Origin of the sequence: Providencia sp. R33 (assembly GCF_019343475.1) — a bacterium.
Classification (GTDB): Bacteria; Pseudomonadota; Gammaproteobacteria; order Enterobacterales; family Enterobacteriaceae; genus Providencia.
This window is the reverse complement of sequence record NZ_CP072453.1, coordinates 294,953-308,589: the sequence shown is the minus strand read 5'-3', so window position 1 is coordinate 308,589 and position 13,637 is coordinate 294,953. Positions and strand designations below refer to the sequence as shown.

The following is a 13,637-nucleotide window of genomic DNA, read 5'->3' as shown; positions in this document are numbered from 1 at the left end:
TTATACGCGAAATAAATTCAGTTGCATGAAATGAAGGTAAAGTTATGCAAACATCAGCACGAAACGGAAAATCGGTTCTGATCACCGGTGCATCAAGCGGTATAGGCTTTTGTGCTGCTCAAACTCTGCGCCAACGTGGTTACCATGTGATTGTCGCCTGTCGCAAAGAAAGCGATATCTTACGCTTAAGAAATCTTGGCTTTGATGCTGTTGCTCTTGACCTCGATGATAAGAATAGCATAGAGACCGCAGCACAAGAGGTGCTAACACTCTGTAATCATCGACTTTTCGGATTATTCAACAATGCGGGGTTTGGGGTTTATGGGCCATTAAACAGTGTGAGTCGGGAACAGCTTGAAGCCCAGTTTTCCACCAACTTTTTCGGAGTACACCAATTGACCTTCCAACTGCTGCCCGCCATGCTAGCACACAACGAAGGGCGCATTGTGCAGACCAGTTCGGTGATGGGAATTATCTCTACGCCGGGTCGTGGGGCTTATGCCGCGAGCAAATATGCCTTGGAAGGTTGGTCGGATGCCTTGCGGTTAGAATTAAAAGGCAGCGGTGTTTTTGTGAGTTTAATTGAGCCGGGGCCAATTCACACGGCATTCACGCAAAATGTTGAACAAACTCAGAAAGATAAACCGGTTAAAAACCCGGGGATTGCCTCACGCTTTACCTTAACCCCAGAGCATGTGGTAGAAAAGCTTATCCATGCGTTAGAAAGCCCACGCCCACGTGTGCGTTATTCCGTCACGCTTTTAACGGTGGCTGTTCGAGTACTTAAACGTATTTTACCTGACAAACTGATGGATAAAATACTGGCAAATCAGGGAAAAAAGGCTTGAAAAAAGCAAAATAAGCCCCACTCTACTATTAATGCTAACTCATTCAAAAGAGATACCCTATGTTTGCAAATAACGCCCAAATTATTGATATTAACGAAACCAATCTTCATCAAGTCATTGAACAATCAATGAACTTACCCGTCATGTTCTACTTTTGGTCACCGCGTAGTCCTCATTGCCAAGAATTTGGCCCAATGTTGGAAAAAATTGCCAACGACTACGCAGGTTTATATATCTTAGCTAAAGTTAATTGTGACGAAGAGCAAATGATTGCTAGCCAGTTTGGTTTAAAAGCAATCCCAACCGTATATGTACTGCAAAATGGTCGCCCTGTTGATGGTTTTGAAGGGCCACAGCCAGAAGAGGTGGTGTTAGAAATTTTATCCCGTGTTCTGCCAAGCCCAGAAGAGCTGAAAGCAGCGCAAGCAGCGGAATTAATAGCTGAAGGTAAAACACAAGAAGCGTTGCCTCTGCTGAAAGAAGCTCATCAACTAAACCCGAAAAATAGTGATATCACGCTGTTATTGGCGGAAACGCAAATTAACCTAAAACTCGTCGATGATGCACAAACCACATTAGACGTAGTGCCATTACAGGATAAAGACAGCCGTTATCAAGGGCTGGTTGCGCAAATTGAGTTGTTAAAACAAGCGGCAGATACCCCTGAAATTCAGCAATTGCAGGATGAATTTAATCAAGATCCGCAAAATACCACATTAGCCGTTCAATTAGCGCTAAAATTACATGAAGTGAACCGTAACGAAGAAGCTCTTGAGATGTTATTTAGCTTCTTACGTAAAGACTTAGGCGCAGGTGACGGTGCAGTGAAAAAAACCATGATGGATATTATGTCTGCCATGGGAACGGGCGATGCGATTGCGAGTAAATATCGCCGCCAAATGTATTCATTACTTTATTAATTAAGGGTTAGATATGGACTTGTTCGCCTTTGGTGCCATCCCGATTATTATTTTTGTGGCCATCGTTATTGTTTTCACCTGCGTTAAAACAGTACCGCAGGGTTTCCAGTGGACAGTTGAACGTTTTGGGCGTTACACCCGCACATTGCAACCTGGGCTGCATATTATTGTGCCATTTATGGACAAAATCGGCCGTCGCATCAATATGATGGAACAAGTCCTCGATATCCCATCCCAAGAGGTTATCTCGCGGGATAATGCCAACGTCACTATTGATGCCGTGTGCTTTATTCAAGTGGTCGACCCGGTTCGCGCCGCTTACGAAGTCAGCAATTTAGAGCTCTCTGTGCTTAACCTAACGATGACCAATATTCGTACCGTGTTAGGGTCAATGGAGCTTGATGAAATGCTGTCTCAGCGTGATTCAATCAACTCCCGCTTATTACACGTCGTGGATGAAGCCACTAACCCGTGGGGCGTAAAAATCACCCGTATTGAAATTCGTGATGTGAAGCCGCCAAAAGAACTTATCAGCGCGATGAATGCGCAGATGAAAGCGGAACGAACAAAACGTGCCGATATTTTAGAAGCGGAAGGTATTCGCCAAGCGGCAATCTTGAAAGCTGAAGGTGAAAAACAATCACAAATTTTAAAAGCCGAAGGGGAAAGGCAGTCCGCTTTCTTACAAGCTGAAGCGCGCGAAAGAGCCGCAGAAGCGGAAGCAAGAGCCACGCAAATGGTGTCTGAGGCTATCGCCGCTGGTGATATGCAAGCCATTAACTACTTCGTGGCCCAAAAATACACGGACGCTTTAACCAGTATCGGCTCAGCGCAAAACAGCAAAGTGATTATGATGCCATTAGAAGCGAGCAATTTAATGGGTGCTATCGGCGGTATTACTGAACTCATTAGCGAAAGCAAGAAAACCACACAAAAGGCAAAAGAATGATAGAGCTTATCAGTGCTCAACCGGCATGGTTTTGGCTGTGCCTTGGTGGGTTGTTACTGATTGCTGAGTTACTTGGCACAGGCGGCTATTTGCTTTGGACAGGGATTGCCGCTGTTGTCGTCGGTTTATTGACTTGGGCTTTGCCCTTCCTAAGTTGGGAGTGGCAAGGGATTTTATTTGCCGTCTTTACCCTTGTTTCTGCCGTGTTATGGCGCAAATGGTTAAGCGGCCGTAAAAAAAGTAAAGCCGATGATGTTAACCAAATCAGCCACCAGCTTGTGGGCTTTAAAGCACGTTTATTAACGGATACCGAAGAAGGTTTTAGCCGTGTACGCCTTGCAGATGGAAGCTGGCGAGTTTACAGCGATGTCCCGCTGCTCGCCAATACAGAAGTGGTAGTCATCGCCGTTGATGGTATTACACTGCAAGTTAAGCCTTCTGGTGGTGGCAACAGCCACGCGCTAGATGGTCAATAATTGGGCAGTCCGCACCATCGTCCCCTGGGCACACATCCACCAACTCTTGTAATGTATCGCGAATAGCAGACAGTTTTAAAATTGTCTGCTCTATTTCATTTATCTTAGCAATGGTTGTGCTTTTTACATCGGCGCTATGTCTGGTTGGATTACGAAACAACCCCAATAACTCACCACATTCATCCAAGGTAAAACCGACATCTTTGGCTTGTTTAAGCAATACCAGCTCATTTAAGTGCCGTTCTTGATAATAGCGGTAACTATTCTCGCCTCTTTCCGGTGGTGTGATCAGCCCTTTGTCTTCATAAAAACGGATGGCTTTTGCAGTTAGGCCTGTTTTTTTAGCAATTTGACTAATATTCATAATAACCCCTTGACCTTAACCTTGCTGGAAGGTGTAACCTTTGCTCATTGTCGAATTATAGACCTAATTGTAGATAAAGTTACAGACCCAAATTCATCGAACGGGTTCGGAGGCTGCAAAATGAGTAACAAAATTATCCTAAAATTACAGGGACTAAGCTGCATGCACTGTGTCGGCTCTGTCACGAAAGCATTAGAAGCACGTGGGGATGTGACGAATTTAAACGTCACTATCGATTATGCGACATTAGAAAGTGATGCCAATGTTGCTGATATCATCAACACAATTACTGAAGCAGGTTATGAAGCCGAAGTCGCATCAGTACCAGATATCGAGTTGCAGCTTTCGGGTTTGAATTGCATGAAATGTGCGGGCAAAACCCAAAAAGCCCTTGAAGAGGTTGAAGGGGTTGCCGCTGCGGTTGTGAGCACAACTCAGGCAAAAGTGTATGGCTCAGCTGATGCACAAACCTTAATTGCGGCAGTTGAGCAAGCAGGCTTTAAAGCCCAGCTGCCACAATCCGATGTAGTGACCTTATCCCTTTCAGGTTTAAGTTGTATGAAATGTGCGGCAAAAACCCAGCAAGCACTTGAAGCCGTTGATGGCGTCACAAGTGCAAAAGTGGATACAACCTCTGCAGTCGTGCAAGGTTCTGCGCCAGTTTCGGCGTTGATTGCTGCGGTTGAAGCCGCAGGTTACCAAGCCACAGAAGGTGAATCTCACCCAAAAACTGAGCCGCTGACTACCCAAACTGAACAGCCGGATGCTGATTCAGCGGCAATTTGTGACATTCCGGCACAAGAGTCTGATTTAGGTGAGCAACCTGAAATCGACCCAACCGATGACAGCGTACAGCTATTGCTTGATGGCATGACCTGTGCGAGCTGTGTAAATAAAGTGCAAAAAGCACTCAGCAGTGTCCCCGGCGTGGAAAACGCGCGAGTGAATTTAGCCGAGCGCAGCGCATTGGTCACAGGAACGGCTAAGCCAGATGACCTGATCAATGCCGTGGTAAAAGCAGGTTATGGCGCTGAAATTATTCAAGATGAAGCCAAACGCCGCGAACGCCAACAAGAAGTGGCTCAAGCCAATATGCGCCGTTTTCGTTGGCAATCCGCCTTAGCCTTAGCCCTTGGTATCCCCGTGATGGTATGGGGGATGATGGGCGATAACATGGTGCTGACGGAGCAAAACCACACCACGTGGCTCACCATTGGGGTATTAACCTTCCTCGTGATGGTATTCGCAGGTGGGCATTTTTATCGCAGCGCATGGCAAAGTTTGAAAAACGGCAGTGCCACCATGGACACCTTGGTCGCACTCGGTACGGGGGCTGCATGGCTCTACTCTATCGTCGTCAATATTTGGCCTGAATGGTTCCCTGACCAAGCTCGTCACCTTTATTACGAAGCCAGTGCGATGATTATCGGTTTGATTAACCTTGGTCATGCGCTAGAGCAGCGAGCGCGACAACGTTCATCCAAAGCCCTTGAAAGATTGCTCGATTTAACCCCACCAACTGCACGTGTCGTCACGGAACAAGGCGAAGTTGATATGCCGTTGGAACAAGTGAAAAAAGGCATGATCCTTCGCTTAGCAACGGGTGACCGCGTCCCTGTCGATGGGGAAATCATTGAAGGGGAAGTTTGGTTAGACGAAGCGATGCTGACGGGCGAGCCTATCCCGCAGCAAAAAAGTAAAGGTGACCCTGTGCATGCTGGTACTGTTGTACAGGATGGTACGGTACTATTTCGTGCGGCAGCAGTTGGTAGCCAAACCACATTAGCACGGATTATCCACCTAGTTCGCCAAGCGCAAAGCAGTAAGCCGCAAATTGGCCAAATGGCGGATAAAATTTCAGCGGTATTTGTTCCTGTCGTTGTTGCTATTGCCTTGATTTCAGGCGCTATCTGGTACTTTGTTGGGCCTGCACCACAAATTACCTATGCGTTGGTTATCACCACGACGGTCTTAATTATCGCCTGTCCATGTGCTTTAGGATTGGCAACACCGATGTCGATAATTTCAGGCGTAGGTCGTGCGGCAGAGTTTGGGGTGTTAGTACGTGATGCGGATGCTCTTCAACAAGCCAGTGAATTGGACACTATCGTCTTTGATAAAACAGGTACATTGACTGAAGGTATGCCTCAGGTGACTGACATCCACGTGTTCAATGGGTTTGACCAAGACAATGCATTGCAGCTCGCAGCATCTTTGGAAAATGGTTCAAATCACCCATTAGCACGTGCAGTCTTAGCAAAAGCGAAAGGGTTAACCTTACCCGCTAATGAGCAATTTCGGACATTGGCAGGCCTAGGGGTAAGTGCCATTATTGATGGCAAAACCATTTTGTTAGGCAACCAAAAGCTGTTAGCGCAAAGCAATGTGGATACCGCAGATGTCGACGATATTCTGCATCAACAAGCCACTCAAGGGGTGACCCCTGTGCTGTTGGCGGTTGAGGGTAAAGTGGCGGCGTTATTATCCATCCGTGACCCGCTGCGTGAAGACAGCATCAGCGCCCTTGCTCGCTTACATAAACAAGGCTTCCGCTTAGTGATGTTAACGGGGGATAACCCTGTTACCGCCAATGCGATTGCCAAAGAAGCGGGCATTGATGAAGTGATTGCAGGCGTAATGCCAGATGGCAAATCTGCGGCAATTGAAGCCTTACAAGCAAAAGGCCACAAAGTGGCAATGGTCGGTGATGGGATCAATGACGCCCCTGCACTTGCCCGTGCTGATGTAGGTATTGCGATGGGAGGCGGTAGTGATATCGCCATTGAAACAGCGTCTATCACCTTGATGCGTCAAAGCTTACACGGTGTTGCCGATGCGGTTTCTATCTCAAAAGGGACATTACGTAATATGAAGCAAAATCTGTTCGGGGCCTTTGTGTACAACACACTGGGGATCCCAATTGCAGCGGGTATTTTATACCCACTAACAGGCACTTTGCTTAACCCTGTGGTTGCAGGAGCAGCAATGGCGCTCTCCTCTATCACTGTAGTCAGTAACGCAAACCGTCTATTACGTTTTAAGCCTGAAAAATAACCTTTAAAAAAGGGTGGGAGCCTATCTCACCCTTCCCCGTCTTATTTCAATCATCAAAATACGCTAAGTATTTGCCTTCCAAGATTTTATTGTTTAAATCGCACGATCTTTGATGCTATTTATCATCAGCTAGGTCTATACTATTAAATAATTAGCTACTTAATATTTGGAGCGCAAAATGCTTAATATTGATCGTGAAAAACTTGCCAAACTCGCTGGTGAAGAATTTAAAAAACAGCGAACATTTTTGTTAATTTTGTCTTTTTTACTGTTGGCTGGTGGTATTTTTTGTATCGTTAACCCGATGATTTCAGGCATTGCGGTCAGTACGGTGTTAGGTGTGTTGCTGATTATTGGTGGTGTTGGTGCCATTGTTAGCATACTGAGCACCGTGATTTATACTGGGTGGTCGCGCTTATTCGGCTTTGTGATTGGCTTAATCTATATTATTGTCGGCTATTCCTTTATTAAAGACCCACTGCAAAGCCTAATCGCCCTTGCCATTTTAGTCGCAGCATTATTTATTGTCGGCGGTGTCATTCGCTTATATGTCGGTTTTCAACAAATTAAATCCCCAAGTGGTTGGCTGCAAATTCTTATCGGTTTATTAGATTTCTTTATTGCCTTCCTGCTTGTCGGCAATGGGCCATTAACGTCCATTACGTTATTAACCACACTCATTGGTATCGAAATGGTGTTTAGCTCATTCAGCTTATTTACATTGCTCAGTGTGTTTAAAAACATCACTAAAAACAGCTAATTCAATTAGCCCCCTATTTGGGGGCAATTGTTTCATCGATAACGACGACTGGTGCTGGGTTGGTTTCTATCAAAATCGCGCCCACTATTTCCTGATCTTCTTGGAGGTTCAGGGGAAAATGGCCTTTTGATTCCCCTTCCTCTAGGTAGGTTTCCAAACACGCGTTCAAACTCACTCACATAAATTCCATAGAGCACTTTATCCGTACTACCCCAGAACCCACCCATTCCAACTTGAAACTCTATGCCTTTATAATCATACAGTTCTTTTCCATGTTCCCGCCTAGCAGAGCTAGAGAGATTTTTATAGTGGACTCTTTTTTGCCCATATTGTGTTACGGCTGGAGGTAGATCACCATCTCTGAGAGCAATTGTGGTGAATCGGTTTTTAGGCATTGATTGTCGAAAATCATACATGGCATGTTCGCAACTTGGACACAATTTTGCCTTTTGGGATAGATTTAAATTGCTTAGGTTAAAACTATCATGAGCCGTTAATGTTCTTATTAATACCTTCTCAGCATGATTAACGGCTTCCCAGCCGGACCGACGCGAGGAAGAAGTCTCTTGATAGCTTAATGTATTTGTAGCCCATGTTTTAAACTCTGCACTTTGCGGATCCATCTCCAAACTTTCATATAAATTAATAGCGTATGTAAATTTAGATGTTTTATTTCTATAATGTACCTGTGCCATGCTAATAACTCGATTACGAATTAATGATGGGTCGCGAGCAATTTGTTCAATTTTAGAGGACGCAGCAAGGAGTTTTGATATTGTTTGCCGGAAATCATCATACATATCTTCACGAGTATTAAAAAGTTTAGGCGCCAGTCCTTGTTCGTCCCGATAAACCAGTGGGTTGTTGCGTACCATTCGATACAGATTTAAACCGTCAATGGTTCCTGCAGGATCTGCGCTTAGCCAGCGCCCCACCCAAGGTTGATAATAACGACGACCATAATAATAAAGCCCTGTCATATCGCGCTCTTGTCCTGAATAACGCCGCGTTTTGTAGTGAGTTTCTACTGCGCTGCGCGCTGCCCAAACGGCCGTTCCACCAAATGGATAAAACTCTTCTTGGCTAATTAGGTTTCCATCTACATCCAACTCTAAACTGCTGTTGCTAGCAAGGCCACTAATCCTATAACGAACTGTATTATTTACCATTTTATCTGGTAGACCGAGTTCCCAATGCAATACTTGAGCTTGTAATTCATTGGCTTCACCGACGCAAATCACTTGGCATTTTTCTTTATTTTCAATTTGCCTAATTTCTAGGTTTGGTAAATAAATGACTTGGCTTTGCTTTTGATTTTCTTGGGTTACTTTTATTACTCTTTGGCTATTTGCATCGTAGCGATAAAATTCACTCACGCTCCCCCTTGTTGCACTTCGTAATTCCTGCCTAGGTGTCCATCTAAGTGCTTGACCTTGCATAAGCTGTTTTTGTTGGCCACTTGGCGTAAATAATGGCTCCACTTGATGGGGAAACTCGGCTAAATCTGCGAGCACTACACGGTTACTTCGATTGCTCACGGTCATTTTGATTGTATAAGCTTGCTGCATCGCAGGGGTACGGTGGTGAATTTGAATTAAATTTCCACCTTTATCATAAGAATATGCACGGAAATAACGTGTATATGTTGAGTTATCAATAGATGAAGTGTGAGTTAAACAATGGCTTTGTTGGCCTCTGTTAGCGATTTCTCGCCCAGTGGCATGGGTCAGTTGATACAGTGTGTCATATTGATATTGATGCTTAGGCTCTATCTTTTGATTACGCCAAAAAATACTTTTTACGGCACCATTATGAATTGCAACTACATTGCCAACGGGATCGTAGTCGTAATATAAGTCTTGAAATAATTTATAACCCAATAAATGGTTAGCAGGTCTATAGGTTCGTATATGGGATAAACGTTGTGTTTGTGCTTCATGTTCATACTCAGTCACGACACCATTGCCGTGGAGCTCTCGCACTTTTTGCCCAATAGCTGAATATTCAATGAGTTGAGCTATTGGTTGCGTATTGCTTCCTTTAATCGTTAATTTCGATTTGATTAATTGCCCCGCAATATCATATTTTCGGTGCTGTTTGTGGCCTTTTGCATCGAGAGTAGAAAGGCAAGCACCAGTGGCGTCGAAGGATGTTTGATGAGGAAATTCTTCGGGTGATAATGCCGTTAAATAGCTATCGCCTTGCCAATCAACATTATATTCTGCGTTATCAAACTGTTGAATAAACTGCCGTGTCAATAAGATAGGCTCCCCTCGCAATGATACCTCTTGAGTTTGCAATAACCCAACCGTATCAAAATGACGGATACATTGCCCCGCTAAATTTACCAACTGTTCTATAAGCGAATCACCTGCATATTCTAGGTACTCACTCACCCTCCAGTGCCCAGACTCAACTTTTTCGTTGATTGATTTGAGTCGGCCTAACGTATCACACCTCTCATAAATACATAATTTATATGTTTTATTTGCATCAATACAGATCACTAAACGCTCTTCAATATCATAGAGTTGGTAAACATCACCACAGTCAACTCCTTGGCTAGAAACAGGAAACCCCATTAAATCTGTTGCGTAATAAAAATTACATTGCCCACTTTCAGACAAACGAGCATCTGCATTTTTATCTAAAAAACCATAGATATTAAAGTGTTGAAACTCAATTCGCTCTTGCGCATTCTGTTGAATATTTGACTGCCGATGATATTGAATCATGCGAATATTTAAACCACGGTTATCCAAAACTGTGATTGTTGGTGTGCCTGCATGAATGTTTGAAGTTAGGGGAGCTATCATGTTATCTCCAATTAAGGCTAACAAAATGATAACGCCACCTTGTTAACATATTGCTTCACATCGTCAAACCATAGTTGAAACATTCCTAAATTGTCATTTCCAATTTTTATCAATAACGACGAAAAATGCGTAATTGACGAGCAATGTTCGCAAATTGGCGAAAGATTGTTTAACCTATTCAACCAAGAAAAATGCTGGGTAAAGAATGATGGGAAAACTGTTCGAAAACTTAAAAAATTGGCTCCATATGGAAACAGCGCCTGTATACCCTTATCCTGCAATTGATATCCGCTTATCAAAAGGCCTTAAATTGCATATTGTGGGCAGTATTCATATGGGAACGGAAAATATGTTTCCGTTGTCTGCCATATTACTCGATAAACTAAATAAGGCGGATGCATTAATTGTTGAAGCGGATATCACCCAAACGCAGTCCCCCTTTCCTCATGATATTGAAGAACAGCTTCCTGTTCAGCAGCGATTAGATGAAGAGCAATACGCGCTATTTTTGCAATGTTGCCAAGAAATTCACCAATCACCTGAAAAGTTTGATGTGCTACCTTCATGGCAGGTTGCCCTGATCCTGCAAGCCACTCAAGCACAAGGACTTGGCTTACGCGGACACTATGGCATCGATTATCAACTTATTCGCAACGCACAAACCCAACTTAAACCCATCATCGAACTCGAAGGCACTGCATCCCAAGTTGAATTACTGCTTTCCTTGCCTAATCATGGGTTAGCACTTTTACAAGACTCGCTAGTCCATTGGCGAGCAAACGCACGTTCACTGCAAACCATGATTGGTTGGTGGCTCGATTATCAGCCCAATAGCAGCATGACCTTGCCTAACACCTTCAGTAAAGATGTTTATCAAGTATTAATGGATAAACGAAATGCCGATTGGAGTGAACAACTAAAAGCGCTCCCAGACGGTAATTATGTGGTTGCTGTCGGTGCATTGCACCTTTTTGGTGAAGGTAGTCTTGTTGAGTATTTGCGCCATTGTGTCAAAGATAAATAAAAGGTAAAAAAATGACTCCTGCTGTTAAACTACTGGAAAAACAAAAAATTAGCTTCACACTGCACCCTTATGACCATGACCCAAATGAAAACAATTTTGGTGATGAGGCAGTGCGTAAATTAGGCTTAGATGCTAAACAAGTGTTCAAAACGTTATTAGTGGCATTAAATGGCGATCAAAAAACGCTCGCGGTTGCCGTCACCCCTGTTTCTGGTCAGCTCGATTTAAAACTGGTCGCAAAAGTGTTTAAAGTGAAAAAGGTGGAAATGGCGGACCCGCAAATCGCGCAAAAAACAACGGGCTACTTGTTGGGCGGCATCAGCCCGCTAGGGCAGAAAAAACGTTTACCGACGGTAATTGATGACCAAGCACAGCAATATGCAACGATGTTTATTTCAGGGGGAAAACGCGGATTGGATATTGAATTGGCGCCTGCTGATTTAGCGAGTGTGCTGAATGCCACTTTTGCTGAAATCCGCAAGTAAAAACACTGATAAAAAAGCCTCATTTTCATGAGGCTTTGAGGTTGTTGACAAAGCAGGATAAAAGCGTGGTTTTTCCTGCTTTGTGTTATCAGCCGAAAATCAAGGAATTGATTTTCCTAATCTATTTTAAAAACCTATCCAACCTGCAGCCAAACCTAATCGGTTTGTCAGCAGTCTGAAAGACTCATCTTCATTAGGCTTTCCATATACGGAATCAATTATTTATTGTTATAAATAATTTCACCTTTTGGTTCGTAGTCTGCGGCTTTCAACGGAGAATGTTTCTCGATGTAGCCTTTGAGTACTTCCGCATCAACAAAACCTGTATTTACATAGTTAGGATGATTATCAATTTTCGGATAACCATCACCACCAATTGCATTAAAGTTCAATGTCGCCATACGGTAAGTTTTTGATGTATCAACAGGTTTACCATCGATTTTTACATCGCTAATCGTGCCATCTTTATTCAACGTTAAATTCACATTGTAGAATTGGCCATACGCCCCCGCATCAGGTTTCATATTCGCAACCGCGGTCAGGTAAGGAATGACTTCATCCCCCTTAAAATCAACGTAAACTAATTCGTTCGCAAATGGTTGAACCTTGAGTACATCTTTATAGGTAATATCACCGCTTTCGATAGAATCACGGACACCACCACCGCTCATAATGGCAAAATCAGCACCCGCACGCTCTTTTTGAGCAGCTAACAGAAGATGACCCATATTTGTTTGTACGAAACGTACTTTGCTGCGGTCGCCTTCCAGTTTGCCTTCAACAGAGCCTACTTTGACGCTTAATTGTTTATCACCTTTCTCTTGGTATGGTGTCAGCAATTTCATCATATCTGGGTTGTGAGCAATTTCCTGCGTGTAATAAACGCGCTCACTGCTGCCATCTTCTTTAGTGACTTTTTTCTTCAAGTTAATTGGGATTAACTGGTAATGTTTTAAGGTAAATTTGCCGTTTTTGAATTCGAAATCAGCACGTCCAACATATTTACCCCACTCATGGGCCTGAACAATCCATGTACCATTTTGATTATCTGGCGCACACGGTGTACCTGGTACATAGTCTGCTTGTTTGTAGTCTTTATTTTCTTGGGACATACAAACAGGGTCTTGTGAGTGGCCACCCACTATCATATCTAAATAACCAGCTGGTAAACTGCGTGCCATTTCGACGTCACCCGGTGCGTTAGAACCGTGGTTGCCGTTATCATAGTGCCCCATATGGGTTGCTGCGATAATAATGTCAGGCTTTTCAGTCTGGCGCAGTTCTTCAACCACTTTTTTCGCTTCGTCTGCAGGAACACGGAATTCCACATCAGGGAAATTCGCTGGGTTACCAATACGCACGGTATCGTCCGTGGTCAGCCCCATCACTGCAATTTTTACACCTTGCTTATCAAATACTTGGTAAGGTTTAAATAAGCGTTTGCCCGTGCTGGTTTGGTAAATATTGGCAGATAAGAATGGGAAAGTAGCCCATTTTTCTTGCTGACGCAGCGTTTCAAGCGGGTTATCGAACTCATGGTTGCCCAATGCCATTGCATCGTAGCCCACTAAATTCATCCCTTTAAAATCAGGCTCTGCGTCTTGTAAATCAGATTCAGGCACACCTGTATTGATATCACCACCAGAGAGTAGCAATACACTGCCACCTTGCTTCGCCACTTCGTTGCGAATTTCATCAACAACGGTTTTTTGTGCTGCTAAACCGTATTCACCGTGGTCGTTATGCCAAAAATGGCCATGATGGTCATTTGTGTGCAAAATAGTGATATTGTAGGTTTTGTCTTTTTCCCACGCGTTTGCCATCGTTGCGGATATTAACGCTAACGATACAGTTAATGCACACGCGGATGCTTTAAATGCAAACTTCATACACTTCTCCCTGCTGGTATAGGAATTTTTATTCACTAATATTAGATTATAG

The 13,637-nt window shown here is 43.8% G+C and carries 11 protein-coding genes; 8 read left to right on the top strand and 3 right to left on the bottom strand.

What is annotated here, in order from left to right; all coding sequences use genetic code 11:
• Nucleotides 1–44 precede the first annotated feature (44 nt).
• The 4 genes from J6836_RS01460 to J6836_RS01445 are packed head-to-tail and all read left to right on the top strand — an operon-like array spanning nt 45 to nt 3,193.
• Nucleotides 45–848 carry an SDR family oxidoreductase gene (locus tag J6836_RS01460; protein ID WP_219246156.1) on the top strand — a complete coding sequence of 268 codons (804 nt, stop codon included), beginning with the start codon at nt 45–47 and terminating at the stop codon, nt 846–848.
• 59 nt (nt 849–907) lie between these two features.
• The gene (locus J6836_RS01455) at nt 908–1,768 is read left to right on the top strand and encodes a co-chaperone YbbN (RefSeq protein ID WP_219246155.1); all 861 of its coding nucleotides are present in this window, start codon (nt 908–910) and stop codon (nt 1,766–1,768) included.
• A gap of 13 nt (nt 1,769–1,781) precedes the next feature.
• On the top strand, nt 1,782–2,717 hold the full coding sequence (locus J6836_RS01450; protein ID WP_206082909.1) for an SPFH domain-containing protein: 936 nt from the start codon (nt 1,782–1,784) through the stop codon (nt 2,715–2,717).
• On the top strand, nt 2,714–3,193 hold the full coding sequence (locus J6836_RS01445; protein ID WP_219246154.1) for an NfeD family protein: 480 nt from the start codon (nt 2,714–2,716) through the stop codon (nt 3,191–3,193). Before J6836_RS01450 ends, J6836_RS01445 begins: the two co-directional genes overlap by 4 nt.
• On the opposite strand, the gene cueR is transcribed toward J6836_RS01445, so the two are convergent.
• Nucleotides 3,147–3,557, bottom strand: a complete 411-nt coding sequence (cueR, locus tag J6836_RS01440; protein WP_219246153.1) for a Cu(I)-responsive transcriptional regulator — start codon at nt 3,555–3,557, stop codon at nt 3,147–3,149. The genes J6836_RS01445 and cueR overlap by 47 nt on opposite strands.
• A gap of 120 nt (nt 3,558–3,677) precedes the next feature.
• Between cueR and copA the strand changes: the two genes are divergently transcribed.
• Nucleotides 3,678–6,611 carry a copper-exporting P-type ATPase CopA gene (gene copA / locus J6836_RS01435; protein ID WP_219246152.1) on the top strand — a complete coding sequence of 978 codons (2,934 nt, stop codon included), beginning with the start codon at nt 3,678–3,680 and terminating at the stop codon, nt 6,609–6,611.
• Between the two features lie 178 nt (nt 6,612–6,789).
• Nucleotides 6,790–7,371, top strand: coding sequence for an HdeD family acid-resistance protein (locus tag J6836_RS01430; RefSeq protein ID WP_219246151.1), 582 nt, complete (start codon nt 6,790–6,792; stop codon nt 7,369–7,371).
• 32 nt (nt 7,372–7,403) lie between these two features.
• Here the strand turns inward: J6836_RS01430 and J6836_RS23035 are convergent, their stop codons facing one another.
• Entirely contained in the window at nt 7,404–10,187 is a 2,784-nt protein-coding gene (locus tag J6836_RS23035) for an RHS repeat-associated core domain-containing protein (RefSeq protein ID WP_219246150.1), read from the bottom strand.
• Nucleotides 10,188–10,395: 208 nt separating this feature from the next.
• Between J6836_RS23035 and J6836_RS01420 the strand changes: the two genes are divergently transcribed.
• Nucleotides 10,396–11,211, top strand: a complete 816-nt coding sequence (locus J6836_RS01420) for a TraB/GumN family protein (RefSeq protein WP_219249330.1) — start codon at nt 10,396–10,398, stop codon at nt 11,209–11,211.
• A gap of 11 nt (nt 11,212–11,222) precedes the next feature.
• Entirely contained in the window at nt 11,223–11,696 is a 474-nt protein-coding gene (gene ybaK / locus J6836_RS01415; protein ID WP_219246149.1) for a Cys-tRNA(Pro)/Cys-tRNA(Cys) deacylase YbaK, read from the top strand.
• A gap of 218 nt (nt 11,697–11,914) precedes the next feature.
• Here ybaK and ushA read toward each other — a convergent pair whose 3' ends face one another.
• Complete coding sequence (ushA, locus tag J6836_RS01410; protein WP_219246148.1) at nt 11,915–13,585, bottom strand: bifunctional UDP-sugar hydrolase/5'-nucleotidase UshA; 1,671 nt, start codon at nt 13,583–13,585, stop codon at nt 11,915–11,917.
• Nucleotides 13,586–13,637 lie beyond the last annotated feature (52 nt).